Source organism: Novosphingobium sp. NBM11 (assembly GCF_015390225.1).
GTDB lineage: Bacteria > Pseudomonadota > Alphaproteobacteria > Sphingomonadales > Sphingomonadaceae > Novosphingobium.
The window spans coordinates 2,549,817-2,572,921 of sequence record NZ_VUOG01000001.1 but is presented as its reverse complement, the minus strand read 5'-3'; the positions used below and the strand labels follow the sequence as shown (position 1 = coordinate 2,572,921).

The 23,105-nt window shown below is 67.6% G+C and carries 30 protein-coding genes; 15 read left to right on the top strand and 15 right to left on the bottom strand.

Features of this window, described 5'->3' with window-relative positions:
- Positions 1 to 2: 2 nt before the first annotated feature.
- Genes F1640_RS12440 through F1640_RS12400 form a run of 9 tightly spaced genes read right to left on the bottom strand, consistent with a single transcriptional unit; the run spans position 3 to position 3,306 of the window.
- Positions 3 to 416 (bottom strand): SufE family protein, encoded by a 414-nt coding sequence (locus tag F1640_RS12440; RefSeq protein WP_194919451.1) that lies wholly within the window; start codon positions 414 to 416, stop codon positions 3 to 5.
- Positions 417 to 470: 54 nt separating this feature from the next.
- Entirely contained in the window at positions 471 to 704 is a 234-nt protein-coding gene (locus tag F1640_RS12435; protein ID WP_124809978.1) for a hypothetical protein, read from the bottom strand.
- A 26-nt stretch (positions 705 to 730) separates the two neighbouring features.
- The gene (locus F1640_RS12430; RefSeq protein ID WP_194919449.1) at positions 731 to 1,009 is read right to left on the bottom strand and encodes a hypothetical protein; all 279 of its coding nucleotides are present in this window, start codon (positions 1,007 to 1,009) and stop codon (positions 731 to 733) included.
- A 33-nt stretch (positions 1,010 to 1,042) separates the two neighbouring features.
- On the bottom strand, positions 1,043 to 1,315 hold the full coding sequence (locus tag F1640_RS12425) for a hypothetical protein (RefSeq protein WP_190287275.1): 273 nt from the start codon (positions 1,313 to 1,315) through the stop codon (positions 1,043 to 1,045).
- A complete protein-coding gene (locus tag F1640_RS12420; protein WP_124809979.1) occupies positions 1,312 to 1,608 on the bottom strand; it encodes a hypothetical protein in 297 nt (98 codons plus the stop codon). The genes F1640_RS12425 and F1640_RS12420 overlap by 4 nt, the downstream gene beginning before the upstream one ends.
- A gap of 41 nt (positions 1,609 to 1,649) precedes the next feature.
- On the bottom strand, positions 1,650 to 2,027 hold the full coding sequence (gene pspC / locus F1640_RS12415; RefSeq protein ID WP_124809980.1) for an envelope stress response membrane protein PspC: 378 nt from the start codon (positions 2,025 to 2,027) through the stop codon (positions 1,650 to 1,652).
- Positions 2,024 to 2,332: an envelope stress response membrane protein PspB gene (gene pspB, locus F1640_RS12410; RefSeq protein ID WP_124809981.1), complete on the bottom strand. Its 309-nt coding sequence runs from the start codon at positions 2,330 to 2,332 to the stop codon at positions 2,024 to 2,026. The genes pspC and pspB overlap by 4 nt, the downstream gene beginning before the upstream one ends.
- Before the next feature lie 3 nt (positions 2,333 to 2,335).
- Positions 2,336 to 3,151: a phage shock protein PspA gene (gene pspA / locus F1640_RS12405; RefSeq protein WP_233497479.1), complete on the bottom strand. Its 816-nt coding sequence runs from the start codon at positions 3,149 to 3,151 to the stop codon at positions 2,336 to 2,338.
- A complete protein-coding gene (locus F1640_RS12400) occupies positions 3,148 to 3,306 on the bottom strand; it encodes a hypothetical protein (protein WP_168196034.1) in 159 nt (52 codons plus the stop codon). The genes pspA and F1640_RS12400 overlap by 4 nt, the downstream gene beginning before the upstream one ends.
- 175 nt (positions 3,307 to 3,481) lie before the next feature.
- Here F1640_RS12400 and pspF point away from each other — a divergent pair, with 175 nt between their 5' ends.
- Together pspF and recF are read left to right on the top strand one after the other, a co-directional pair.
- Complete coding sequence (pspF, locus tag F1640_RS12395) at positions 3,482 to 4,507, top strand: phage shock protein operon transcriptional activator (protein ID WP_194919447.1); 1,026 nt, start codon at positions 3,482 to 3,484, stop codon at positions 4,505 to 4,507.
- 123 nt (positions 4,508 to 4,630) lie between these two features.
- Positions 4,631 to 5,704: a DNA replication/repair protein RecF gene (recF, locus tag F1640_RS12390; protein ID WP_124809982.1), complete on the top strand. Its 1,074-nt coding sequence runs from the start codon at positions 4,631 to 4,633 to the stop codon at positions 5,702 to 5,704.
- On the opposite strand, the gene F1640_RS12385 is transcribed toward recF, so the two are convergent.
- Positions 5,705 to 6,412, bottom strand: coding sequence for a GDSL-type esterase/lipase family protein (locus F1640_RS12385; RefSeq protein ID WP_194919445.1), 708 nt, complete (start codon positions 6,410 to 6,412; stop codon positions 5,705 to 5,707).
- Positions 6,413 to 6,476: 64 nt separating this feature from the next.
- Here F1640_RS12385 and F1640_RS12380 point away from each other — a divergent pair, with 64 nt between their 5' ends.
- The 3 genes from F1640_RS12380 to F1640_RS12370 all read left to right on the top strand — a co-directional run bounded on the left by F1640_RS12380 (position 6,477) and on the right by F1640_RS12370 (position 10,115).
- Positions 6,477 to 7,166 carry an ATP-binding cassette domain-containing protein gene (locus F1640_RS12380; RefSeq protein ID WP_309229253.1) on the top strand — a complete coding sequence of 230 codons (690 nt, stop codon included), beginning with the start codon at positions 6,477 to 6,479 and terminating at the stop codon, positions 7,164 to 7,166.
- A complete protein-coding gene (locus F1640_RS12375; RefSeq protein WP_194919440.1) occupies positions 7,163 to 9,730 on the top strand; it encodes an ABC transporter permease in 2,568 nt (855 codons plus the stop codon). The genes F1640_RS12380 and F1640_RS12375 overlap by 4 nt, the downstream gene beginning before the upstream one ends.
- Positions 9,731 to 9,854: 124 nt before the next feature.
- Positions 9,855 to 10,115 (top strand): hypothetical protein, encoded by a 261-nt coding sequence (locus tag F1640_RS12370; RefSeq protein ID WP_194919439.1) that lies wholly within the window; start codon positions 9,855 to 9,857, stop codon positions 10,113 to 10,115.
- A 12-nt stretch (positions 10,116 to 10,127) separates the two neighbouring features.
- Here the strand turns inward: F1640_RS12370 and queF are convergent, their stop codons facing one another.
- Positions 10,128 to 10,580: a preQ(1) synthase gene (gene queF / locus F1640_RS12365; protein ID WP_136955846.1), complete on the bottom strand. Its 453-nt coding sequence runs from the start codon at positions 10,578 to 10,580 to the stop codon at positions 10,128 to 10,130.
- Between the two features lie 167 nt (positions 10,581 to 10,747).
- Between queF and F1640_RS12360 the strand changes: the two genes are divergently transcribed.
- From F1640_RS12360 to F1640_RS12320, 9 genes are all read left to right on the top strand, one after another.
- On the top strand, positions 10,748 to 11,977 hold the full coding sequence (locus F1640_RS12360) for a hypothetical protein (protein WP_194919437.1): 1,230 nt from the start codon (positions 10,748 to 10,750) through the stop codon (positions 11,975 to 11,977).
- Positions 11,978 to 12,075: 98 nt separating this feature from the next.
- Complete coding sequence (sseA, locus tag F1640_RS12355; protein WP_194919435.1) at positions 12,076 to 12,936, top strand: 3-mercaptopyruvate sulfurtransferase; 861 nt, start codon at positions 12,076 to 12,078, stop codon at positions 12,934 to 12,936.
- An 86-nt stretch (positions 12,937 to 13,022) separates the two neighbouring features.
- The gene (gene metC, locus F1640_RS12350) at positions 13,023 to 14,258 is read left to right on the top strand and encodes a cystathionine beta-lyase (RefSeq protein WP_194919433.1); all 1,236 of its coding nucleotides are present in this window, start codon (positions 13,023 to 13,025) and stop codon (positions 14,256 to 14,258) included.
- Positions 14,258 to 15,274 carry a mechanosensitive ion channel family protein gene (locus F1640_RS12345; RefSeq protein ID WP_375336204.1) on the top strand — a complete coding sequence of 339 codons (1,017 nt, stop codon included), beginning with the start codon at positions 14,258 to 14,260 and terminating at the stop codon, positions 15,272 to 15,274. Before metC ends, F1640_RS12345 begins: the two co-directional genes overlap by 1 nt.
- Positions 15,275 to 15,384: 110 nt before the next feature.
- Positions 15,385 to 16,167, top strand: coding sequence for a uroporphyrinogen-III C-methyltransferase (cobA, locus tag F1640_RS12340; RefSeq protein WP_125954537.1), 783 nt, complete (start codon positions 15,385 to 15,387; stop codon positions 16,165 to 16,167).
- A complete protein-coding gene (locus F1640_RS12335) occupies positions 16,164 to 16,460 on the top strand; it encodes a DUF2849 domain-containing protein (RefSeq protein ID WP_124811110.1) in 297 nt (98 codons plus the stop codon). The genes cobA and F1640_RS12335 overlap by 4 nt, the downstream gene beginning before the upstream one ends.
- A 1-nt stretch (position 16,461) precedes the next feature.
- Positions 16,462 to 18,096, top strand: coding sequence for a nitrite/sulfite reductase (locus F1640_RS12330; protein ID WP_194919431.1), 1,635 nt, complete (start codon positions 16,462 to 16,464; stop codon positions 18,094 to 18,096).
- The gene (locus F1640_RS12325; RefSeq protein WP_125954535.1) at positions 18,089 to 18,523 is read left to right on the top strand and encodes a DUF934 domain-containing protein; all 435 of its coding nucleotides are present in this window, start codon (positions 18,089 to 18,091) and stop codon (positions 18,521 to 18,523) included. The genes F1640_RS12330 and F1640_RS12325 overlap by 8 nt, the downstream gene beginning before the upstream one ends.
- 1 nt (position 18,524) lies before the next feature.
- Positions 18,525 to 19,358 carry a phosphoadenylyl-sulfate reductase gene (locus F1640_RS12320; RefSeq protein WP_125954534.1) on the top strand — a complete coding sequence of 278 codons (834 nt, stop codon included), beginning with the start codon at positions 18,525 to 18,527 and terminating at the stop codon, positions 19,356 to 19,358.
- 26 nt (positions 19,359 to 19,384) lie between these two features.
- Here the strand turns inward: F1640_RS12320 and F1640_RS12315 are convergent, their stop codons facing one another.
- Positions 19,385 to 20,077, bottom strand: coding sequence for a glutamine amidotransferase (locus F1640_RS12315; RefSeq protein WP_194919429.1), 693 nt, complete (start codon positions 20,075 to 20,077; stop codon positions 19,385 to 19,387).
- 61 nt (positions 20,078 to 20,138) lie between these two features.
- Positions 20,139 to 20,321 carry a hypothetical protein gene (locus F1640_RS12310; protein ID WP_194919427.1) on the bottom strand — a complete coding sequence of 61 codons (183 nt, stop codon included), beginning with the start codon at positions 20,319 to 20,321 and terminating at the stop codon, positions 20,139 to 20,141.
- 399 nt (positions 20,322 to 20,720) lie between these two features.
- Between F1640_RS12310 and F1640_RS12305 the strand changes: the two genes are divergently transcribed.
- Positions 20,721 to 21,059: a PilZ domain-containing protein gene (locus F1640_RS12305; protein ID WP_124811115.1), complete on the top strand. Its 339-nt coding sequence runs from the start codon at positions 20,721 to 20,723 to the stop codon at positions 21,057 to 21,059.
- Between the two features lie 168 nt (positions 21,060 to 21,227).
- Here F1640_RS12305 and F1640_RS12300 read toward each other — a convergent pair whose 3' ends face one another.
- Both F1640_RS12300 and F1640_RS12295 read right to left on the bottom strand, forming a co-directional pair.
- Positions 21,228 to 21,386 carry a hypothetical protein gene (locus tag F1640_RS12300; protein ID WP_168196035.1) on the bottom strand — a complete coding sequence of 53 codons (159 nt, stop codon included), beginning with the start codon at positions 21,384 to 21,386 and terminating at the stop codon, positions 21,228 to 21,230.
- 68 nt (positions 21,387 to 21,454) lie between these two features.
- A complete protein-coding gene (locus F1640_RS12295) occupies positions 21,455 to 23,050 on the bottom strand; it encodes an isocitrate lyase (RefSeq protein ID WP_124811116.1) in 1,596 nt (531 codons plus the stop codon).
- Between the last annotated feature and the right edge of the window lie 55 nt (positions 23,051 to 23,105).

Here is a 23,105-nt window from a genome sequence, read left to right as displayed (position 1 = left end):
CGCTATCCGGCCGCGATCCGCGCGGCGTGTTCGCGCACCAGCGCGATCATGTTGGGCACGCCCTGCGTCCGGTTGGAGGAAAGCTGGTTCTTCAGGTCGAATGGCGCCAGCCTGCCGGCGATGTCGGTCCCGGCGACGTCCTGCGCCGGCTGGTCCTGCACCGCGGCCAGCACCAGCGCAACGATGCCCTTGGTGATCGCCGCGTTGCTATCCGCCAGGAAATGCAGCTTTCCGGCCCCTTCATTCTCGATGGGATAGACCCAGACGCTGGCCGAGCAGCCGCGCACCAGCGTGGCGTCGGTCTTGAGCGCGTCGGGCATCGGCTCCAGTTCGCGCCCCAGTTCGATCAGCAGGCGATAGCGTTCGTCGCCATCGAGAAACTCGTATTCTTCCAGAATGTCTTCAAGGCTGCGCATCAACTGTCTTGCCGTCCACGGTCCGTCTTGCGCGCCGGGATAGGCGCAGGACCGTTACAGGTCCACCCCGCTTGCGATTGCTTCCAGCTTGCGGATGCGCTCCTTGAGATCGGCCACTTCGATCAGGCCGACCGCCGGAATCTCGCCGTGGCGATGCTGCAGCTCCAGCCGCTTGAACGCCAGCCAGCCGTTCCAGGCGCGCAGCAGCGCGGCGGCGACAATGACAAGGCCCACCAGCGCGGCGGCTGCGATCAGGGTGGGATCGGTGAACAGAGTCGTGTCCGGCATCTTGGTTCTCCGGTAGGGCGGGCGCCTCAGCGGTCGCGCAGCGCCTCGATCTCGCTGGCCAGACGGCGCGTATCGTGCGCCTGGCTGGTGCTGGCGTCGGTCACGATCCGCTCCACCACTTCCAGCCGCTTGCGCAGGGTTTCCACCTCGCGCTCCAGTTCGGCGGTATAGGCGGCATCGGCGGGCGGGCCGGCGCGAAACTCTTCGCCGTCACGCGCGCGATGATCATAGCCGTGGCGATGCATCCACATCCGGGCAAACATGATGATGGCGACGGTGGCGACCAAGGCGGTCCCGAAACTCATGGGCGTATTTCCTTGTACCTGCGGTTGAATACCTCAGTGGACTTCGGTTTCGCGCAACGCCTCGATCCGCAGCGCGAGGTCTGTGCCGGAATCGGTGACGAGCCGCTCCAGCACGCGCACGCGCTGTTCCAGCCGCTCGTTGTGCGCGATGTATTGCGCGGTCTTTTCCGCCGTCTGGCGCGAAAGCAGTTCCATTTCCCGTTCCTTGAACGCCAGGCGGCGCTTGTAGAGGTCCGAGACGATGCCGAGCGTGACGGGCAGGCCGATAACGATGCCCAGCGCGGCGAGAAAGACCGATGGCATCATGGCCGCAACTCCGGCCGGGCCAGGGCTTCGGCGGCCAGGATGCCGGCGCCGTCGGAACGAAGCGCCTCGATCTGCGCGGCCACGTCATAGCTCTTGTCGGTGACGATGCGTTCCAGCACGCGAACCCGCTCCTCCAGCGCCTTGACCTGCGCCGCGGTGGCGCCGTCGCCCTGCACCGCGCCCGCTTCCACTTCACGGATGCGCAGTTCGGCCATGCGGCGCTTGTGGCGCGTGACGATGGCCACGATCGGGATGCTAAGCGCCACGATCGGTATCGAAATCGGATCGAACATCGGTCATTTTCCCCTCAACGCTGCCCCGGAATGACCGGATTTCAGCGCAATTTCTCGATCTCGGCCGAAAGGCGCGGATTGCTGCTGACATAGAAGCTTTCCACTTCGGCCAGCCGGCGGTCGATATCGCGGAACTGGGCGCGGACTTCGCGGGCGGTGCGCGCCGGCGACTGGCGGACACCCTGCCAGAACTTCTGCTCCTGCCGGTCGCCGTAAAGGTAGCCGGGCTTCTTTTCGGACAGGAAGCCGAGCGCCAGGTAAACGAAGGGCAGGAAACCGAGGCCGCAGAACGTCAGCACCACGAAGCCCAGCCGGACCCACAGCACGTCCACGCCGGTGTAATCCGCGATGCCTGCGCAAACACCCATGAACTTCCCGTTAACCTTATCCCGGTAGAAGCGGGTTCGTGGACTATTCACTTCGACATCCCCTTCTTTTCGGCGAGCATGCGATCAAGCTCTCGCAGCTGCTGGTTGTCTGTTTCGCGATCGTGCTGAATGCGCGCGGGGCGGAATTCCGGATTGTCGGACGCTACCAGCCGCTCCACCGTATCCATCCGCTCGTCCAGGCGGCGCGCCAGCTGGTACAGTTCGTCCAGCAGCGCCTCGTCGCCCGTGGTCAGCGTGGCGGCGGTCTTCCAGCGGGTTATGTAGTGAAGGATGATCCAGGGTAACCCGACGAAGATTCCCAGGATCGCAACAAGCGGGATGAGCACCTCTTCCATGGATCAGTTGCCTTTCGCCAACGCGCGCTTCATCGCTTCGAGTTCCTCATCCACCTTGTCCTGCCCGGCCAGCGCGGCGATCTCGTCCGCAAGGCTCGGCGCCTTGCCATCGGCCAGGTTCAGCGCATCGGCACGGCCTTCGGCATAGTCGACGCGGCGTTCGAGCTGGTCGAACCGGGCAAGCGCCTCATCGACGCGCTCGTTGGTGAGCAGGCTGCGCAGGCGGACGCGGTTCTCGGCGCTTTCCAGCCGCGCGGCGATCGCCGTCTGGCGGCTGCGCGCTTCGCGCAAACGGGTCTGGAGCTTCTCGATGTCCTGCTCGTAGGCGCGCATCGCGTCGTCGAGGACGCCGATCTCGGCCTTGAGCTGTTCGGCCATGTCGGTCGCCTTGTTCTTCTCGACCAGGGCGGCGCGGGCCAGATCCTCGCGATCCTTGCTGAGCGCGAGCTGGGCCTTTTCCGACCAGTCGGCCTGGAGCCGTTCCAGCTTCCCGACGTGCCGCTGCATCTCCTTCTGATCGGCGATGGTGCGCGCGGCGGAGGCCCGCACTTCGACAAGCGTCTCCTCCATCTCCATGATGATCATCCGGATCATCTTGGCAGGATCGTCCGCCTTGTCCAGCAAGTCGTTGAAATTGGCAGCAATAATATCGCGCGTCCGCGAAAAAATGCCCATCAGGTTGACTCCGTTGGTGAAGATGGGACGCGATTGGCCATTCGCGTCCTGGAAACGGGTGTTGGCGCGCAGCGCATCCAGCTCCGCATCGAAGCGGGACGCGCGCGACCCTTCCGGTCGTACCGGGGTCAGGTCTTCGGTCACGCCAGTTCGCCGGTAATCGCGGCGCTGGAGGCCAGCACCTGCGGCGCGGCCTGAATCTGCTGGGTCAGTGCGAAGCAGTTGAGAGCCAGCATCGCGCCAATGCTGGCGAGCGCTGCGCGGCCGAGCTTGGTCGAAAAGAAGCGGGCGGTGTACATCTGCATTCTCCGTGAAAGCGTGGCCGAAGATACCGGGCCAGTGCGTTTGTTCACCTTTCAGCAAGCCGCGTGCCAAACCGCGGGAATCCCGGAAATCCGCCATTTTCACACCCGCGCCGCACCTATGACATGGCATCCGTTGCCTTGATTTGGTGAAATATGCTAAAACTTGGCCATGGATCGGGAAGTTCAGTTCATCGGCCAGTCCGGCGCGTTTCTTGACGCCGTCGAACGCGCCAGCCGCGCCGCGCCCATGCGCCGTCCCGTGCTGGTGATCGGCGAGCGCGGCACCGGCAAGGAACTGATCGCCGAAAGATTGCACCGCCTGTCGACCCGCTGGCAGGAGCCGCTGATCACCCTGAACTGTGCTGCACTGCCAGAAACCCTTATAGAAGCTGAACTTTTTGGCCACGAAGCCGGTGCCTTCACCGGCGCGACGCGCGCCCGCGCCGGCCGTTTCGAGGAAGCGGACAAAGGCACGCTTTTTCTCGACGAACTGGCGACTTTATCGATGAGCGCGCAGGAAAGGCTGCTGCGCGCGGTCGAATATGGCGAAATCACGCGGATCGGCGCCTCGCGTCCGGTGCGCGTGGACGTCAGAATCGTCGCCGCGACCAACGAAGACCTCCCAAAAGCCGCGGAAGAAGGCCGTTTTCGCGCCGATTTGCTCGATCGGCTGAGTTTCGAGGTCATTACCCTGCCCCCGCTGCGCGTGCGCGAGGGCGATATCGCGGTTCTGGCCGATTACTTCGGACGGCGCATGGCCGCCGAGCTGCACTGGGATTCCTGGCCCGGCTTTGCCCCCCACGCGGCGCGGCAGCTGGAAGACTATGCGTGGCCCGGAAACGTCCGCGAGTTACGTAACGTAATCGAGCGCGCGGTCTATCGCTGGGACGATTCTGGCGCCCCGATCGCGCATATTCAGTTCGATCCGTTCGAAAGTCCGTGGAAGCCGGCGTCACTGCCGCGCATCGCGAAGGCCCCGTCGCCCGCGCCGGCAGCCTCGCCAAGAACGGCACAAGATTTTGATTTTATTGACGATCTTCGCGGCGCCGTGGACGCGCATGAGCGCGCGATCCTGGAACACGCGCTCGGACGGCACCGCTACAACCAGCGCCAGACCGCAAAAGCGCTGGGCCTGAGCTACGATCAGCTCCGGCACTGCCTGAAGAAGCACGGTCTGCTCGAAAAGGGCGATTAGTTACGTAACGAAATGGATTTTGTTACGTAACAATAGGCCATTTCATCACGTAACGCGCGCTGCCAGACCCGCCAGCGGCGAAATCGGTTCCCCCCTGCCTGTACGATGTTCTAAGCCGCCGCCATGTCGCTCACCCGCCTCACCTTGCGTCATTTTCGCAACCACGTGGCGACGCGCCTGGAAGAAACACGCGATTTCAATATCTTGGTCGGCGAGAATGGCGCCGGCAAGACCAACGTGCTCGAAGCGGTCTCGCTGCTGGCGCCCGGACGCGGTTTGCGCCGGGCGCAGCCCGCCGAAATGGCCGGGCGCAGCGGCGATGGAGGCTTCGCCGTGGCGGCGGAACTGGAAGATGGCGCGGTCGCGCTCGGCACGGCCAGCACGGCGGATGCTCCAAACCGCCGGAATGTAAGGATAAATGGCGCGGAAGGGCCGGCCGCGCGGCTGGCCGAATGGCTCTCCATCACCTGGCTGACCCCGGCCATGGACCGCCTCTTCGCCGAAAGCGCGGGCGGACGGCGCCGCTTCCTCGATCGGCTGGTGCTGGCGCGCCTGCCCGGACACGCCCGAAATGCCGGCCGTTACGAGACGGCGTTGCGCGAACGCAACCGCCTGCTGGCCGATCCGGACGATCCCGATCCGCTGTGGCTGGACGCGCTCGAGAGCCAAATGGCTGAAAACGGAGCATTAGTTGCTGCGGCCCGGCGCGATCTGGTGGCGGACCTGACGCGCGCCATCGCGGTGCTGCCGGAGCAGCCTTTCGCCCGTCCGGCGCTCGAATATGCCTCCGAAACGCCTTCGGACGGCGAAGAATTGCGCATTTTGTTACGTAACAATCGCCGCCGAGACCGTGCGGCGGGGCGCAGTTTGACCGGTCCGCACCGCGATGACCTGGCCGTGACCCTCGCCGCCAAGCAATCGCCCGCCGCGGACTGCTCCACGGGCGAGCAAAAGGCCATGCTCATTGCGATTGTGCTGGCCCACGCACAGCTCACTGCCGGCGAACGGCCCCGCCTGCTGCTGCTGGACGAGATCGCCGCGCATCTCGATCCGCTGCGCCGCGCGGCACTGTTCGAGCGGTTGGCGGCATCGGGCGCGCAAGTGTGGATGACCGGCACCGAACTCGCCCCGTTCGAGGAAATCGCAGGCGGCAGCGCGGTGTGGCGCGTGGCGGACGGCGTGGCCACGCGCGCCTGATCAGGCCCCGTGCCTGTCCTCCGCCGCCTTCAGCGCCTTCGCCACATCGCCCTGCGTGGCCACCACGATGCGATCGATTCCTTGCGCGTTGGGGTGGATATTATCGCTCAATAACAACGCCTTGTTCCCGATCACGGGTTGCAGGAAGAACGGCACCAGCGGCACGTCGTACTTCTTCGCCAGCGCCGGCCAGATCGGGTTGAACGCCCGTGTGTAGTCCGCCCCCATGTTGGGCGCGGCGAGCATTCCGGTGAGCATCGCGGGCAACCCGCGCTTCTTCAATTCGGCCAGGATCGCATCGAGATTGGCGCGGGTTTCGGCCGGTGGCAGCCCGCGCAGCATGTCGTTGCCGCCCAGCCCCACCAGCACCAGCGCGGGCTTTACGGGCTGGTTGTCGAGCGTGAACGCCAGCCGTTGCAAGCCGGCCGCCGTGGTATCGCCGGAGACGCCCGCGCCCACCACTTTCACCGGCGTTCCCGCCGCGTTGAGCGCCACCTGCAGCTTCGCCGGATAGCTCTCGTCCTGCCGGAGCTGGTATCCGGCGTAGAGGCTGTCGCCGAACGCCAGGATCACCGGGGCGTTGGCGGGAACGGGCGCGGCCGAAACCGCCGTCGTTGGGGACGCAGAAGGCTCTGAATCCGCAGTCTTTTCGCCCGAACAGGCGGCCAGCGACAGGACAAGGGCGATAACGAGCGGGAAACGGCGCATGGGGGCTTTCTGGATCGGACGGCACAGGTTGCGAAGCGCAACCAATCTATGCCACTCCTGCGCGGTGACAAGCACCTCTCCGATCATCTCCGCCCGCAACCTGACCCTCCATCTCGGCTCCGGCGAGGGCCGCGTCGACATCCTGCGCGGCATCGACCTCACCGTCGGTGCGGGCGAGATGCTGGCGCTGCTCGGCCCCTCCGGATCGGGCAAAAGCTCGCTTCTGGCCGTGCTCGCGGGGCTGGAACGCGCCAGCGGCGGCGCGCTGGAGGTGGCCGGCGCCGATTTCACCGCGCTCGACGAGGACGGCCTTGCTGCCGCGCGCCGCGGGCGAATCGGCATCGTCCTGCAGGCGTTTCACCTCCTGCCGACGATGACCGCGCGCGAAAACGTCGAAACGCCGATGGAACTGGCGGGCATGGCCGGGGCCGAAGCGCGGGCGGAGGCCGAACTCGCCGCCGTGGGGCTGGGCCACCGCCTGAATCACTATCCGGCGCAGCTTTCCGGAGGGGAGCAGCAGCGCGTCGCCATCGCCCGCGCGCTGGCGCCGCGCCCGGCGATCCTGTTCGCGGACGAGCCGACCGGCAATCTTGACGCGGCGACCGGCGCGGCGGTGGCGGACCTGCTGTTCCAGCGCGCGCGGGAAGCCGGGGCGACGCTGATCATGGTCACGCACGACGAGGCGCTGGCCGCCCGCTGCGGCCGCGTGGTGCGGCTCGCCGATGGCGAAATCGCTTCGGATTCAACACGATGACGGCAGGCCGGATGGGCTGGGGCACCGCCTGGCGGCTGGCCCGGCGCGGGCTCGACTGGCGCTTTCGTGGCCTGCGGCTGCTGCTCGTCTGCCTGGTGCTGGGCACCGCCGCGCTGGCCGCGATCGGCACGCTGACCGGCGCGATCGAGCGCGAATTGACCAGCCGGGGCCGCGTGCTGCTGGGAGGCGACCTGCAATTCACGCTGGCGCAACGCGGGGCGTCGGACGCCGAAATGGCGGCGATGCGCGCGCTGGGCACGGTTTCGGCCGGCACGCGACTGCAGGCGATGGCCCGGCTGCCGCAGGGCGACGACGTGGCCGTTCCGGTGGAGCTGAAAGCGGTGGACGCGCGCTGGCCGCTCTATGGCGCGCTCACGCTGGAAGGCGGCCGCCGGGCCGGCGCCCCCACCGGCATGACCGCGTGGATCGCCCCCGGCGTGGCCGACCGGCTGGGCGTGACAGCCGGCGGAAAACTGCGGATCGGCGATGCCCTGCTGACCATCGGCGGGGTGATCGCGGACGAGCCAGACCGGCTTTCCGAAGGGTTCTCGCTTGGCCCCACCGTGATCGTCAGCCCGGAGGCGCTGGCCGCTTCGGGGCTGGTCCAGCCCGGATCGATGATCCGCGCGAAATACCGCGTCCGCCTGCCCGCCGGTGGCGCGGCCGCCGATCCGCAAGCGCTGGCCGATGCTTTCACCGCGCGCTTCCCCGTGGCCGGGTTCGAGGCGCGCACGCGCGACAAGGCATCGCCGGGGCTGGACCGCTTCGTCGGGCGCATGGGGCAGTTCCTGGTGCTGGTGGCGCTGGCGGCGCTGTCGATCGCCGGGATCGGCATCGGCAACGGCGTGTCCTCCTATCTCGAAGCGCGACGCGGCAGCATCGCCACGCTCAAGATTCTCGGCGCGGAAAGCCGCGATATTGCAAGAATTTACCTGCTGCAGATGGCCGTCGCCTCGGCCATCGCCATAGCGGCGGGCCTGCTGATCGGCGTGGCCACCACGCCGCTGCTGGGCCGCGCGCTTTCCGGCCTGCTGCCGGTGGAAGCGGGGGTGGTGATCGACGCGAAGGCACTGCTGCTCGCCGCCGCCTATGGCGCGCTGATCGCGCTGACCTTCGCCGCGCCGCCGCTGGTCCGCGCGCGCGAATTCCCGGCGATGGCGCTGATGCGCGCGCGGGTCAGTCCGCTGCGGACGCGGTGGCGCGCGGCGCTGCGCACGATGGGCCTGCCGGTCGGGCTGGGGCTGGCCGGTATCGCCACGCTGGCGATCGCGACCGCGCCGCAGAAGGAACTGGCGGCGGGCTTTCTTGGCGGCGCGGCGGCGCTGTTCGGGCTGCTGGCGGCGCTGGGGTTGGGCCTGGCGCGGCTCGCCGCGCGGCTGCCCCGTCCGCGCGGGGCGATCGCGCGCATGGCGCTGGCCAACCTGCACCGCCCCGGCGCGCAGACCGGCGCGCTGGTGGTGGCGCTGGGTTTCGGCCTTTCCGCCTTCGTGCTGCTGGCGGCGGTGGAAACCAGCCTCGATGCCAATATCGCGCGGCGCGTGCCCGATCGCGCGCCCGATTACTTCGTGCTCGACGTGCCGCGCGATGGCCTTGCCCGGTTCGAAACGGTGGTGCGCCGCGCCGCGCCCGGCGCGACGATCCGCACCGTGCCCGCGCTGCGCGGCACGATCGTCGCCTATGGCCCGCAAGACCGGATGGTGCGCGTGGCCGATCTCAAGGACCTGCCCGAGAACGCCTGGGCGCTGCGCGGCGACCGGGGGCTGACCTATGCCGAGACAGTGCCGGAGGGGAACACCCTCACCGCCGGGCAGTGGTGGCCGAAGGACTATGCCGGCGAACCGCTGGTCTCGGTCGACGCGGACCTCGGCAAGGCGCTGAACCTGAAGCTGGGCGACCGGATCACGGTGGGCCTGCTGGGCGTGGAGCGCACCGCCACGATCGCCTCGTTCCGGCAAATCGACTGGGAAAACATGGGCTTCAACTACGTGCTGGTGTTCAGCCCCAACGCCATTGCCGATGCCCCGCACAACCTGGCCGCCACGATCGAACTGCCCCACGCTGCGAAATCGGCGGGCGTGCGCCGTGCGATCCTGTCGGGCCTCGTCCGCGCGCTGCCATCGAGTTCGGTAGTCGAGATCGGCCCCGTGCTGAACCAGGCGCGCGACATCCTCTCGCAGATGGGCACGGCGATCCTCGCCGCCGCGAGCGTCGCCATCCTGGCCGGCATGGCGGTGCTGGCCGGCGCAATCGCCGCCGCGCGCGAGAGGCGGCAGTACGACAACGTGATCCTGCGCGTGCTGGGCGCCAGCCGGCGGCAATTGCTCACGCTGATCCTCGCCGAATACGCGCTGCTCTGCGCGGTGCTGGCCGTGATCGCGCTGGCGCTGGGCTGCGGCGCTGGCTGGCTGGTGATCGTGCGCCTGTTCGATTTCGCGTGGATGCCTGGCTGGACGCGCATTCTGGCCGTGCTGGGGGCCGGGGTCGCGCTGGTGCTGGTGCTGGCGCTGGCCGGTTCGCTGAGCCTGCTCCGCACGCGCCCGGCACAAGCCTTGCGCGAGCTTTAGGGCATGACATCCGTTCGTCATTGCGAACGCACGTGAAGCAATCCAGAGTCCCGCGTGCGGCTCTGGATTGCCGCGGGGCTTCGCCCCTCGCAATGACGATGCTACCCCCTTTCACAGGTGACCCATGGATTTCGACGACCAGATGCGCCGCTATTTCGGCACCACCGAGCTGGAGGCGCTGACGCCGGCCGCGCTGGAAAGCGGGAAGGAGCGGCTGGCGGTCGAGTTCGGGCTGGAGACGGACCGGGGCCGGCGCTTCGCGATATGGGCGCTGATGCACATCCTGGGCAACGCGCCTGATCTCGATGTCGCGTTCAAGGACCCGGCGGACCAGGATATCGCCCGCGATTTCATGGACATGCTGGCGCAGGCGAACGGCGGTTAGGGTCAAGACCCATTACCGGCCGCGATAGGCGGGGACGCCCTGGTCGGGCAGCCACAGCCCTTCCGGCGGCGCGCCGGACTGCCAGAACACGTCGATCGGGATGCCGCCGCGCGGATACCAGTAGCCGCCGATGCGCAGCCAGCGGGGGCGCATCTCGTCGAACAGGCGCTGGCCGATGCCGACGGTGACATCCTCGTGGAAGCCGTTGTGATTGCGGAACGATCCGAGAAACAGCTTGAGCGCCTTCGATTCCACGATGGTTTCGCCGGGGGCGTAATCGATCACCAGATGCGCGAAATCGGGCTGGCCGGTGACCGGGCAGAGCGAAGTGAACTCGGGCGCGGCGAAGCGCACGAGATAGAGCGCGCCGGGGCGCGGGTTGGGCACATAGTCCAGCACCGCCTGTTCGGGCGAGGCTGGCAGCGTGCTCGTCTGGCCGAGGTGGAGGGGTCCGTTTGCAGCCATGGGGCCTTCCTTGGGAACTAGGTCTATGGCCGCAGCCCATGCACCCGCCGTCGAACAAGGGCAAGCCGGCGGATTGCCTCGCGCGGGCAAGGCGCTATTCAGGCGCGCTTGCGTTCCGCTGGCGCACGAAGCGGCGGACACACGGCAAGACCATACGGATGGGACGAATGACGGCAGGGTTCAAGGGCGGTAGACGGTGGAAACGCGCGGTGGCCGGGGCGGCGATGGCGCCGGCGATCGTGGCGGCGCTGCTGGCGCACGGCCCGGCCGCGCGGGCGCAGCAGGACTACCAGTTGCCCAGCGCCACGCCAACGCCCACCCCGCCGCCCCGCGCCGCCGGACCGGTGGCGGAAGGCGCGCCGCCGCCCACGCCGGTCGCCTCGCCAACCGGAACGCCGCCCATCATCGTGCTACCGACACCGCGCGCTACGCCCAGGCCCGCCGCATCCCCATCCCCCGCAGCAGACCGGCGCGCCCCACCCGAGGCGCGCGCGCCGGAAACGCGATCGGCAACGCCTTCTCCCACCCCCTCCCTCACGCCCTCCCCGGCCGCTTCGGCAACACCGGAGCCGCTGCCCGAAGCTGCGGCCTCCGCCGTGCCCGAACCCGAAACCGCGCCTTCCGGGGCGCCCGTGGCCAGCACGCCGGATACCGGCAGAACGGCCGGCGGATGGCTGTGGTGGATCGGCGGCGGCGCGCTGGCGCTCGCGGTGCTGGCGCTGGCTGCCTGGGCGCGACGGCGGCGGCCAGCCGCTCCGGACGAGCCGGCGGAAGTGCAGGAGGCAGAGGCGGAGAGCGCGCCTTCGGTTGCAGCGATGCCGGTCCCCCGCCCCGCGCCAACGCCCCTTCCGCCGCCGCCTGCGCCCGCACCTTCCCCCGTGGCGCCCGCAGCCGCTCGTGGCCTCGTGCTGACACTTGAAGCGGTGCGGCTGGGCGCGACGCTGGTCAACACCACGCTTGCCTATCGCCTGACCGCGACCAACGCCGGGCCGGACGCGCTGAGCGACATCGCGATCAGCGGCGACATGATCGCGGCGCACGCCTCGCGCTCGATGGAAGAACAACTCGGCATCGCCGGGCCGGAACTGCCGCCGATCGGCCGCATCGAACGGCTGGGGCCGGGCGAAAGCGCCGTTCTGGAAGGCGAATTCCGCCTGCCGCTGGCCGCGGTCACGCCGATTCGCCATGGCCAGGCGCAGCTTTTCGTGCCGGTGGCGCGGTTCGATGCCTGGGCCAGCGACAGCGCGCACCGCGCCGTTTCGGCGCGGGCCGCGTTCCTGGTCGGGCAGGATAACGCTACGGCATCCGACCGTCTCCAGCCGTTCCGGCTCGACCTTGGTCCGCGCGTGTGGGACGCGATCGGGCAGCGCGCGCTCGAAATACCCGAAACGCTCTGAATCGTTCGTTTTTCAGTCTCGACGCGTCTTGGCCGCCTGCCTAAGTATAAGGGGAATCCGCGATAGACGGATCACCCATGCAGGCAGGAACAACCACGATGGATCCCTTGGTCTCGACCCAGTGGCTCGCGGACGAAATTGGCGCGAGCGATTTGCGCATCGTCGACGCGAGCGCGTTTCTTCCCGAGCAGAAACGCAATCCCGCGCTGGAATACGAAGCCTGCCATATTCCCGGCGCGGTCTTCATGGACCTGGCCAATCTGGTCGACACCACTGCGCCGGTGCCCAACACCCTGCCATCGGCCGAAAAGTTCGCCAGCCGGATGCAGAGCCTGGGGCTGGGCGACGGCAGCCGCATCGTGCTCTACGATGACAGCCCGGTGAAAAGCGCCACGCGCGCCTGGTTCATGCTGACCATGTTCGGGGCGCAGAACGTCGCGCTGCTCGATGGCGGCATCGCCAAGTGGAAGGCCGAGAGCCGCCCCTGCGCGCAAGGGCGAGAAACGCTGCGGCACCGCCACTTCACGGTGTGGAGCGACGAAAGCCACGTCCGCTCCAAGGCCGACGTGCTGCGCAACCTGAAGGACCGGCGCGAACAGGTGGTCGACGCGCGCGGCGCCGGGCGCTTTACCGGCGAACAGAAGGAAACCAACCCGGCGCTGGCCAGCGGGCACATCCCCGCCTCGCGCAACGTGCCCTATGCCAGCCTGTTCCGGCCCGACGGCACCTGGAAAAGCCCCGACGAGATTCGCGCGCTGTTCGACGCGGCCGGAGTGGACCTGTCGCGCCCGCTGATCAGCTCGTGCGGATCGGGCATGACCGCCAACGTCCTGATCTTCGCGCTGCACCTGATCGGCAAGGACGACGTCTCGCTCTACGACGGCAGCTGGTCCGAATGGGGCGCCGATCCGGCGACGCCGAAGGAAACCGGGCCGCAGCCCGCCGTGCAGCCGGCCTGAACCTGCCCGCCTGATCTTGCCTGCCTGATCTTGGCCGCCTGAACTGGCGCCTCGAAAGCCCGCGCAAGGTTTGCTAGGGGCCAGCGATGAGCAGCACGCGCGACGATCGTCCCCTGAAGCCCGCCACCCGCCTCGCCGCCGCCGGCCGGCGGCCCGAATGGACCGGCACCGCCGACCAGCCGGGCGCGGTGGTCAGCCCGCCGGTATGGCGCGCCAGCACCCATCTCTACCCCGACATGGCCGCGCTGCGGCAGGGCGGCGCGCGCAACGAGGACGGGCGGTTCTATTACGGACGCCGCGGCGCGCCGACGCAATGGGCGCTGTGCGAGGCGCTGACCGAACTGGAGCCGGGCGCGGCCGGCACGGTGCTCTATCCCTCGGGCGTGGCCGCCATTGCCGGCGCGCTGCTGACGGTGCTGCGCCCCGGCGACGTGCTGCTGCTGACCGACAACGCCTACGAGCCCAGCCGCGCGATGGCGCGCGGACTGCTGCGCGATTTCGGCGTGGAAACGCGCTGGTTCGATCCGTGCGACACCGTCGCGTTCGAGGCGGCGATCTGCGAACGGACGCGCGCCGTGCTGCTCGAATCGCCCGGCAGCCTGACCATGGACGTGCAGGACGTGCCCGCCATGGCCGCGATCGCCCGTGCGCGCGGGATCGTCACCGTGTTCGACAACACCTGGGCCGGGCCGCTTGGTTTTCCGGCGCTGGAACGAGGCGTGGACATCACGGTGATGTCGCTGACCAAGCACGTCGGCGGCCATTCCGACGTGATGATGGGCAGCGCTGCGGCCGGGGCGGAGTGGTACCGCAAGCTGCGGCTGCGCGCGCAGGGGCTGGGGCAGGTCGTCTCGCCCGACGACGCGGCGCTGGTGCTGCGGGGCCTGCGCAGCATGAACGTGCGGCTCGACCGCGAGACCGCAAGCGCGCTGGCCATCGCGCAATGGCTGGAAACGCGGCCCGAAGTGGCGCGGGTGCTGTGCCCGATGCTGCCGGGATCGCCGGGGCATGATCTGTGGACGCGCGATTTCACCGGGGGCTGCGGCCTGTTCAGCTTCGTGCTGAAAGGCGGCACCAGCGCGGCGCGCGACGCGCTGATCGATGCGCTGGCGCTGTTCGGCATCGGCTATAGCTGGGGTGGCTTCGAAAGCCTGGCAACGCCGGTCGATCCCGCCAGCATCCGCACCGCCTCCGCCTGGCCGCTGCCGGGCATGGACGCCGCCGACCGCTTCGGCGTGCGCCTGTCGATCGGGCTGGAAGACGCCGGCGACCTTATCGCCGACCTGGAAGCCGGGCTGGCGGCCTGGGCGGCGGCGCTGTGATGCTCAATTCCGCCATGCTCGCCACGGTCATGTCCGATTCCGCCGTCCACGGGCAGGTCGTGCACGGCTGGGCCAAGTTCCGCCGCGATGCGCGCGCGTTCATGGACGTGCTCGACGATTACGGCTTCGACATCGGGCACTATCACATCTCGGTGTTCAACGCCGCGAAGATGGTGCTGGTGGTCGTGGCGATGTTCATGATCGCGCGGCTGGGCAGCCGGATCGCGCGGCATCTGTTCTCGCGCATGACAAGCCTCGACAGCGCGCAGCAGGTGCTGGGCGAAAAGCTGGTTTCGCTGGCGGTGTGGGTCTTCGCCTTCCTGCTCGGCATCGACCTGCTGGGCATCAGCCTGACCGCGCTGACGGTCTTTTCCGGCGCGTTCGGCCTTGCCATCGGCTTCGGCCTGCAGAAGACCTTCGGCAACCTAATCGCCGGGATCATCCTGCTGATGGACCGCTCGATCAAGCCGGGTGACGTGATCGCGGTGAACGACGGCAAGGGCAGCAGCTTCGGGCAGGTCCGCAAGATCGGCATCCGCGCGGTCTCCGTCGCCACGCGCGACAACCGCGAATACCTGATTCCGAACGAAAACCTGATGACCAGCCAGGTCGAGAACTGGTCCTATTCCTCGCGCGAGGTCTCGATCCAGATCCCGGTGGGCATCGCCTATGGCAGCGACATCGATCTGGCCGAACGGCTGATGCTGGAAGCCGCGCGCGGGGCGAACCGGGTGCTGGCCGACCGACCGCCCGGCGTACTGCTCAGCGCCTTCGGCCCCAATTCGATCGACATGGTCATCGTGTGCTGGATCGGTGATCCGGAAGAGGGCGTGGGCAACGTCCGCTCCGAAGTGCTCAAGCGGGTGTGGCACCTGTTCCGCGAGAACGGCATCGAGATCCCCTATCCCCAGCAGGACGTCTCGCTCAAGGATTCGCCAGGCCTGCGCCGGCTGGCCGATGCGCTGGCGGCGCGGCATGAGGCGTGCGATCCGCCCCAAACCGGCCCCGCGCAGTGAAGCGGCAGGGCGGGATAGTTCGCCCCTAAAGTTCGCCCCTAAAGTTCGCCTAGGCCGCCCCCAAACCATTCTCGCTGGTGCGAAAGGGCGGGGGCGCCCATCTGGCCCTCATGAAGAATCCCGCCCCCACTCCCGGAACGGTCTATCTGGTCGGTGCCGGCCCCGGCGATCCCGACCTGCTGACGCTGCGCGCCGCGCGGTTGCTGATGCGCGCCAAAGTGGTGGTGCATGACGGGCTGGTCGATCCTGCCGTGCTGGCCATGGCGCCGCGCGGCGCGCGGTTCGTCTCGGTGGCCAAGCAGCGCTCCCGCCACACGATGAAGCAGAGCGACATCAACGCCCTGCTGGTGCGCGAGGCGCGGCAAGGGCACGACGTGGTGCGGCTGAAAGGCGGCGATCCGTTCGTGTTCGGGCGCGGCGGCGAGGAAATGGAAGCCTGCGAGGCCGCCGGCGTGCCGGTGGAAGTGGTCCCCGGCGTCAGCGCGGCGCTGGGCGCGGCGGCGGCGGCGCGCATCCCGCTGACCCATCGCGAGAACGCCAGCATCGTCAGCTTCGTGGCCGGCCAGTGCAAAGGGTTATCCGACCAGAACTGGGCGGGCCTTGCCGGCGTGGGCCGCACGCTGGTGATCTACATGGGCGTCGCCACCAGCGAGGCAATCGCGGAGAAGCTGATCGCGGACGGGCTTGCGCCCACCATGCCGCTGGCCGTGGTCGAGAACGCGGCGCGGCCAGACATGCGCGTGCTGCGCGGGCCGCTCGCCGGCCTGGGCGATCTGGTCGCGCGCGAAAAGGTCAAGAGCCCGGCGCTCATCATCATCGGTGAGGTCGCGGCGCGGGGAGAAACGATGGAACTTGCGAAGATGGCCCGGGCGGCCGGGGAGACGGTGCTGTGAAAGTCCTGACCGGCAACGATCTCAAGACCGGGGACGTGATCTGGTGGACCGGCGAAGGCTGGTCGCGCCACGTCAACGATGCGGTGGACGCGGGGGAACACCCCGAAGCGATCCTCGCGCGCGAGGAAGCCGCGCAGCGCGTGGTCGGCTCCTACGCCATCGACGCATCGGTGACCGGCGAAGGCGTGCGCCCCGCGCATATCAAGGAACGCATCCGCGCGCTTGGCCCCACCGTCCGGCTCGACCTTTCCCTCAAGCCCGCCGACCCCGCCGCCGGCAACTGGGTGATCTGACATGTACCAGTATGACCAGTACGACCAGGCCATGGTCGATGCCCGCGTCGCGGAGTTCCGCGACCAGGTGAGCCGCCGCCTGGCCGGGGAAATGACCGAGGACCAGTTCAAGCCGCTGCGCCTGAAGAACGGCCTTTACCTCCAGCTGCACGCCTACATGCTGCGCGTGGCGATACCCTATGGCACGCTCAATTCCGCGCAGATGCGGATGCTGGGCGATATCGCCGACAAGTACGACCGCGGCTATGGCCACTTCACCACGCGCCAGAACATCCAGTACAACTGGATCAAGCTGGAAGACGCGGGCGACATCCTGGCCGACCTTGCCAGCGTGGAAATGCACGCGATCCAGACCAGCGGCAACTGCATCCGCAACACCACCGCCGACCAGTTCGCCGGCGCCGCCGCCGACGAGGTCGCAGACCCGCGCCCCTATGCCGAACTGCTACGCCAGTGGTCGACGTTCCATCCGGAATTCGATTACCTGCCGCGCAAGTTCAAGGTCGCCATCATCGGGTCCGACACCGATCGCGCGGCGATGAAGCTGCACGACATCGGCATCCAGATCGTGAAGAACGAGGCGGGCGAGATCGGCTGCCGGTTCTACGTCGGCGGGGGCATGGGCCGCACGCCGATGATCGCCCCGGTGATCGGCGATTTCGTGCCGCCGCTGCAGATGATCAGCTACCTGGAAGCGTGCCTGCGCGTGTACAACCGCTATGGCCGGCGCGACAACAAGTACAAGGCGCGGATCAAGATCCTGGTCCACGAGATCGGCGCGGACGAATACCGCCGCCAGGTGGAAGAGGAATTCGCCCATATCCTGACGCTGGGGCTGGAACCGCCGCCGGCCGAGCTGGAGCGGATCAAGGGCTATTTCGCCGATCCGGGCTTCGAGACCGGCCTGTCCGGGGACATCGACCGCAGCGATCCCGATTTCGCGTTGTGGCTGGACCAGAACGTCCATGCGCACAAGCAGCCGGGCTATGCCATCGTCACCATCAGCCTGAAGCCCACCGGCGGCATTCCGGGCGATGCCAGCGCCGACCAGATCCGCCTGATGGCCGATCTCGCCAAGGCGCATTCGTTCGACGAACTGCGCGTGACCCATGCGCAGAACATCGTGCTGCCCCATGTGAAGAAGGCCGATCTTTACGCGCTGTGGCAGAAGCTGGACGCGGCGGGCCTCGCCAGCGCCAACCTGGACCTGATCAGCGACATCATCGCCTGCCCCGGCCTCGATTATTGCAGCCTCGCCAACGCCCGCTCGATTCCGGTGGCGCAGAAGATCAGCGAACGCTTCGCCGATCTGGGCCGCCAGCGCGAACTGGGCGAGCTGAAACTGAAGATTTCGGGCTGCATCAACGCCTGCGGGCATCACCACGCCGGCCACATCGGCATCCTGGGCGTGGACCGCAAGGGCGTGGAGAACTACCAGCTCCTGCTTGGCGGATCGGAAGGCGCGGACACTTCGCTCGGCACGATCACCGGCCCCGGCTTCAACGAGGACGGCATCGTCGATGCGGTGGAGAAGGCTACCGACGTCTATCTGGCCCAGCGCACCGACGGGGAGCGCTTCCTCGATACCTACCGCCGCATCGGCATGGCCCCGTTCAAGGAGGCGATCTATGGTTGAGAACGCGCTGCGTTATCGCGATGACGAACCTGTGGCCGATCCGGCCGTGACCGTGGACGCCTTCGCCGAACAGACCAACGCCTCGGCCGTGCGGATCGAACCGGGCGACGATGCGCGCATCCTGCTGCCGCATCTTGGCCGGTTGAGCCTCGTCGAGGTGAATTTCCCCGCCTACACCGACGGGCGCGGCTATTCGGCGGCGCGCATCCTGCGCGAACACGGCTATGACGGCGAACTGCGTGCGGTGGGCGACGTCCTGCTGGACCAGCTTTCGCACATGCGCCGCTGCGGCTTCGACAGCTTCGCGCCCAATCAGGCGATCGATCGCGCGGCGGCGGACAAGGCGCTGGCTACCTGGCCCGAGGTCTACCAGAAGACGGTCGATGGCCGTGCGGCGATCTGGGCCAAGCGGCACGGGCTGGCCTGACATGGCGGAAACGGCGGCGCGCAAGCAGGATGCCCGGGCGCAGGGCCGGCGCGTCGATCGGATCGACACCGCGCCGCGCTTCACCGAAACCGACGCGATCCGGCTGAACAACCTGTTCCGCGGCAGCGACACGCAGGACATGCTGCGCGGCGTGCTGCGCGACCGGCTGGCCGGCGATCTTGCCGTCGTGTCCAGCTTCGGCGCGGAAAGCGCGGTGCTGCTCCACCTGATCGCGCAGATCGATCCGGCCACCCCGGTGCTGTTCCTCGAAACGCACAAGCATTTCCCGGAAACGGTCGCCTATCGCGACGAACTGGTGGCGCACCTGGGGCTGACCGGGCTGCAGATCGTGGAGCCGGACGCCGAGGTGCTCGCGAAGAAGGACGACAACGGCCTGCGCTGGTCGTGGGACCCGGACGGCTGCTGCGAAATCCGCAAGGTGCAGCCTCTGGCGCAGGCGCTGCTGCACTTCGATGCCTCGATCACCGGCCGCAAGGGCTTCCAGTCCGCCACGCGCGCGGGGCTGCCCCGCTTCGAGATCGATCATTCCGACGCGCAGGGCCGCCTGAAGATCAATCCGCTGGCGAGCTGGACCAAGGACGACCTCGAAGGCTGGATGGACCGGCATGGGCTGCCGCGCCATCCGCTGGTGGCGCTGGGCTACCCCTCGATCGGCTGCGCGCCCTGCACCAGCAAGGTCGCCCCCGGCGAAGACCCGCGGTCGGGCCGCTGGAAGGGCTGGGACAAGACCGAATGCGGCATCCATGTGCCGGGATCGACCGACAGCAGTTCCGGCATCGACGACGTGCCGCCGGGATACGATCCGATCTTCTGATATGCTTCCCAGGGCCAGGGCAGCGCTCAACCGAGCGCGTCCAGCCATTCCGCGATCATGCGGCGCCCGGCGGAAACCGCGCCCGGCCCGTGCGCCTCGTGCGCAGCGCGCAGCGTTTCCGGGCTGTGGCCGGCCGCCGCGACATCGTCCGGCGACTGTTCGATCCAGGCATCGAAGCGGGGGTCCTCGCCCATCTCCGCGTGGAATTGCAGCGCCAGCAGATTGCGCCCGCGCCGGAACGCCTGGTGGCGATAGACGTGGCTCGACGCCAGCAGTTCCACGCCTTCGGGCAGATCGAACGTATCGCCATGCCAGTGCAGCACCGGCACGCCTTCGACATGGCGCAACGGGCTGTCCCCGGCATGGACGCTGACCGGATGGAAGCCCAGCTCCCTGGCGCCGCCGGGATAGACAGCAGAGCCCATGGCGGCGGCGATCATCTGCGCGCCGAAGCAGACGCCCAGCGTGGGCCGGTCCGCTTCCAGCCGCAGCGCCAGCCGGCGCATCTGGCAGCGGATCCACGGGTGGTCCTCGTGTTCATAGACCCCCATCGGGCCGCCCATCATGATGAGCAGGTCGGGTTCGCGCAGATCGAGTGAACCAAAGGCCGGGTCCGACACGTCGATACGGTCGACCGCGTATCCCGCCTGCTCGATCGGGTCTCGATAGCCCGCCACCCCCTCGTGGGGAACGTGGCGAATGATCAGCGCTGTCTTCATCTTGCCTTTGGTCACCCATCCGCAATCTGGTGTCAAAACCCCGTTTCCGGGACCGGACGGCTTACAGGCCGAGCCGGTCCCAGAAGTCGGTCGCCGTGACCGCCGCCGGCCGGGGGCGCCCTTCGCCGCTGTCGCCACGCGCCCATGAGGGATGGGGCAATGGCGGCACGGCGCGGCGGCGCGGAATGCGCGCCAGGGGCGCGGACCGGGACGGGGATGGTGACGACTGGGCTGCTCTCGACATTCGCATTCTCCTGTTCACGGAACACGAAGCTGGCGAGGTCGCCCGGGTTCGTGCGCTTTAGCCGTTGGTGACGCGGAGCAAGCTGACATCCATCAAAAGCCGCGGTCCGGACGGCGAAGGGAGAGGGAAGCGTCGCCCGGACGCCTTATATCTACTTAATCAGTTGAGTTTATCAAGAACAGGCTTGCTTGGGCCGGGCAAAGTCTGGCTTTGCCCAAGCCGATTCCTGCGGAACATGGTTCAGGTGCCACCGCAAACAGCAGGGCTTCGCGGCGCTCTGGCGGGGCAAGCAATGGTAAACAAAGGTCTTTTTCAAGGACATCGCGCGGCCCGCTCTTAACCACTTTTTAGCCAGACCTGGTGTATCCCCATTAAACACAATCCTGCGGAACAACACCGATGGTCTCTGCCGAATATCAACAGGTTGATTTGAGCCAGCGCCGCAAGGCGCGCCGCACACAGGTGGCTGCCGACGCCAAGGTGAGCGGCGACATGCTGGGCAGCGCGCTGTGCAAGATCGTGGACATTTCCACGCACGGATCGCGGATCGAAACCTATTCCGAACTCAGCCCCAACGCCGACATCTGCCTGCGCATTCCGCCGAACATCCTGGTCGATGCCAAGGTGGTCTGGACGAACGGCTATGTTTCCGGTTGCCAGTTCCTCAAACCCATCGCCGAGGACCTGCTGGAAGCCGTTTTCGGCATCCTCCCTCAGGGTCGCGCCCACGCGCATTGACGTCCGACCTTCCCGAGCTTCCTCCCGAGACCCCTCCGGATCACCGTCCGGAGGGGTTTTTGCATGGCGATCGCCGCGAACGGCCGGAAAACGTGCCAAAACGCGAAGGCCCGCCACGCGGGCGGCGTGGCGGGCCAGCTTTCCTCCCCAGGAAAGTTCCGTGCGGGATCAGCGCCCCATCGCGCTGCCGAGCCGGTGGTAGAGGTTCGAGAACTTCACCGATTCCGGCTGGTCCTCGATCGCCTTCAGGTAGTGCAGTACGGCTTCGCGGATCAGCTTGAAGTCCTCGGTCGAGAGGACCGCGCGGGCACGTGCAGGTTCAGCCATGGTGGGTCTCCTTCTTGGATCTTCGGGGCTTGATTGCCGCGAGGATTGCTTTGCCAGTCCGCCGGGGCTTAGGCGGCGAACTGGTTCATCGTGTTGTGGGCGCCGCCGGCCTTGAGCGCGGCTTCCCCGGCGAAGTATTCCTTGTGGTCGTCGCCGATGTCGGAGCCGGCCATGTTCTGGTGCTTCACGCAGGCGATGCCCTGGCGGATTTCCTCGCGCTGGACCTGCTTCACGTAGCCCAGCATCCCCTCTTCGCCGAAATAGCGCTTGGCGAGGTTGTCGGTGCTGAGCGCGGCCGTGTGATAGGTCGGCAGCGTGATGAGGTGGTGGAAGATGCCCGCCTCGCGCGCCGCGTCCTTCTGGAAGGTGCGGATGCGCTCGTCGGCCTCGACGCCAAGCTCGGTGCCGTCGTAGTCCACGCTCATCAGGCGCGCCCGGTCATAGGCGGAAACGTCCTTGCCGGCCGCTTCCCAGGCGTCGAACACCTGCTGGCGGAAGTTCAGCGTCCAGTTGAAGCTGGGCGAGTTGTTGTAGACCAGCTTGGCGTTGGGGATCACCTCGCGGATGCGGCTGACCATGCCGCCGATCTGGCCGATGTGCGGCTTTTCGGTTTCGATCCACAGCAGGTCCGCGCCGTTCTGGAGCGAGGTGATGCAATCGAGCACGCAGCGGTCCTCGCCGGTTCCCGGACGGAACTGGTAGAGGTTCGAAGGCAGGCGCTTGGGCTTCACCAGCTTCCCGTCGCGGGTGATGAGCACATCGCCGTGGCCGAGGTTGGCGGTATCGACGTCCTCGCAATCGAGGAAGCTGTTGTACTGGTCGGCGATGTCGCCCGGCTCGCGGACGAAGGCGATCTGCTTGGTCAGGCCCGCGCCCAGCGAATCGGTGCGCGCCACGATGATCCCGTCATCGACGCCCAGTTCCATGAAGGCATAGCGGACGGCGCGGATCTTCGCGAGGAAGTCCTCGTGCGGAACGGTGACCTTGCCGTCCTGGTGGCCGCACTGCTTCTCGTCCGAGACCTGGTTCTCGATCTGGATGCAGCAAGCGCCCGCCTCGATGAACTTCTTGGCCAGCAGGTAGGTCGCCTCGGCATTGCCGAAGCCGGCGTCGATGTCGGCGATGATCGGCACCACGTGGGTTTCGAACTCGTCGATCTTGTGCAGCAGGCGGTGGGTGTTGACCGCGTCGCCCGCGGCCTTCGCCGCATCCAGATCGCGGAACAGCATGCCCAGCTCGCGCGCGTCGGCCTGCTTCAGGAACGTGTAGAGTTCCTCGATCAGCGCGGGAACGCTGGTCTTTTCGTGCATCGACTGATCCGGGAGCGGGCCGAACTCGCTGCGCAACGCGGCAACCATCCAGCCCGAGAGGTAGAGGTAGCGCCCCTTGGTGGTGCCGAAGTGCTTCTTGATGGAGATCATCTTCTGCTGGCCGATGAAGCCGTGCCAGCAGCCCAGCGACTGCGTGTAGTTCGCGGGATCGGCGTCATAGGCAGCCATGTCGCGGCGCATGATCTTGGCAGTGTAGCGGGCGATGTCGAGACCGGTGTGGAAGCGGTTCTGGAGGCGCATCCGCGCGACCGATTCCGGTTCGATGCCATCCCAGGTCTGCTGGAACGGGCCGATCGCCTTGCCGGCTTCGACGATGGTCTGGTGGTAGGTCATGGTATCCGATTCCCTTCCGCGTCATGCGTCTGTGCTTGAGGCCGGGATAAGGGGT

What these genes read in the sequence shown, in the direction of transcription:
- F1640_RS12305 (WP_124811115.1), top strand. Translation starts at nt 20,721, where the DNA reads ATGGTCTCTGCCGAATATCAACAGGTTGATTTGAGCCAGCGCCGCAAG.
- F1640_RS12435 (WP_124809978.1), bottom strand. Translation starts at nt 704, where the DNA reads ATGCCGGACACGACTCTGTTCACCGATCCCACCCTGATCGCAGCCGCC.
- F1640_RS12310 (WP_194919427.1), bottom strand. Translation starts at nt 20,321, where the DNA reads ATGTCGAGAGCAGCCCAGTCGTCACCATCCCCGTCCCGGTCCGCGCCC.
- F1640_RS12300 (WP_168196035.1), bottom strand. Translation starts at nt 21,386, where the DNA reads ATGGCTGAACCTGCACGTGCCCGCGCGGTCCTCTCGACCGAGGACTTC.
- cobA (WP_125954537.1), top strand. Translation starts at nt 15,385, where the DNA reads ATGAAGAATCCCGCCCCCACTCCCGGAACGGTCTATCTGGTCGGTGCC.
- sseA (WP_194919435.1), top strand. Translation starts at nt 12,076, where the DNA reads ATGGATCCCTTGGTCTCGACCCAGTGGCTCGCGGACGAAATTGGCGCG.
- F1640_RS12400 (WP_168196034.1), bottom strand. Translation starts at nt 3,306, where the DNA reads ATGTACACCGCCCGCTTCTTTTCGACCAAGCTCGGCCGCGCAGCGCTC.
- F1640_RS12370 (WP_194919439.1), top strand. Translation starts at nt 9,855, where the DNA reads ATGGATTTCGACGACCAGATGCGCCGCTATTTCGGCACCACCGAGCTG.
- F1640_RS12420 (WP_124809979.1), bottom strand. Translation starts at nt 1,608, where the DNA reads ATGTTCGATCCGATTTCGATACCGATCGTGGCGCTTAGCATCCCGATC.
- F1640_RS12330 (WP_194919431.1), top strand. Translation starts at nt 16,462, where the DNA reads ATGTACCAGTATGACCAGTACGACCAGGCCATGGTCGATGCCCGCGTC.
- F1640_RS12320 (WP_125954534.1), top strand. Translation starts at nt 18,525, where the DNA reads ATGGCGGAAACGGCGGCGCGCAAGCAGGATGCCCGGGCGCAGGGCCGG.
- F1640_RS12295 (WP_124811116.1), bottom strand. Translation starts at nt 23,050, where the DNA reads ATGACCTACCACCAGACCATCGTCGAAGCCGGCAAGGCGATCGGCCCG.
- queF (WP_136955846.1), bottom strand. Translation starts at nt 10,580, where the DNA reads ATGGCTGCAAACGGACCCCTCCACCTCGGCCAGACGAGCACGCTGCCA.
- F1640_RS12425 (WP_190287275.1), bottom strand. Translation starts at nt 1,315, where the DNA reads ATGATGCCATCGGTCTTTCTCGCCGCGCTGGGCATCGTTATCGGCCTG.
- pspF (WP_194919447.1), top strand. Translation starts at nt 3,482, where the DNA reads ATGGATCGGGAAGTTCAGTTCATCGGCCAGTCCGGCGCGTTTCTTGAC.
- F1640_RS12360 (WP_194919437.1), top strand. Translation starts at nt 10,748, where the DNA reads ATGACGGCAGGGTTCAAGGGCGGTAGACGGTGGAAACGCGCGGTGGCC.
- F1640_RS12385 (WP_194919445.1), bottom strand. Translation starts at nt 6,412, where the DNA reads ATGCGCCGTTTCCCGCTCGTTATCGCCCTTGTCCTGTCGCTGGCCGCC.
- metC (WP_194919433.1), top strand. Translation starts at nt 13,023, where the DNA reads ATGAGCAGCACGCGCGACGATCGTCCCCTGAAGCCCGCCACCCGCCTC.
- F1640_RS12315 (WP_194919429.1), bottom strand. Translation starts at nt 20,077, where the DNA reads ATGAAGACAGCGCTGATCATTCGCCACGTTCCCCACGAGGGGGTGGCG.
- F1640_RS12345 (WP_375336204.1), top strand. Translation starts at nt 14,258, where the DNA reads ATGCTCAATTCCGCCATGCTCGCCACGGTCATGTCCGATTCCGCCGTC.
- pspB (WP_124809981.1), bottom strand. Translation starts at nt 2,332, where the DNA reads ATGGAAGAGGTGCTCATCCCGCTTGTTGCGATCCTGGGAATCTTCGTC.
- F1640_RS12440 (WP_194919451.1), bottom strand. Translation starts at nt 416, where the DNA reads ATGCGCAGCCTTGAAGACATTCTGGAAGAATACGAGTTTCTCGATGGC.
- F1640_RS12325 (WP_125954535.1), top strand. Translation starts at nt 18,089, where the DNA reads ATGGTTGAGAACGCGCTGCGTTATCGCGATGACGAACCTGTGGCCGAT.
- recF (WP_124809982.1), top strand. Translation starts at nt 4,631, where the DNA reads ATGTCGCTCACCCGCCTCACCTTGCGTCATTTTCGCAACCACGTGGCG.
- F1640_RS12430 (WP_194919449.1), bottom strand. Translation starts at nt 1,009, where the DNA reads ATGAGTTTCGGGACCGCCTTGGTCGCCACCGTCGCCATCATCATGTTT.
- F1640_RS12375 (WP_194919440.1), top strand. Translation starts at nt 7,163, where the DNA reads ATGACGGCAGGCCGGATGGGCTGGGGCACCGCCTGGCGGCTGGCCCGG.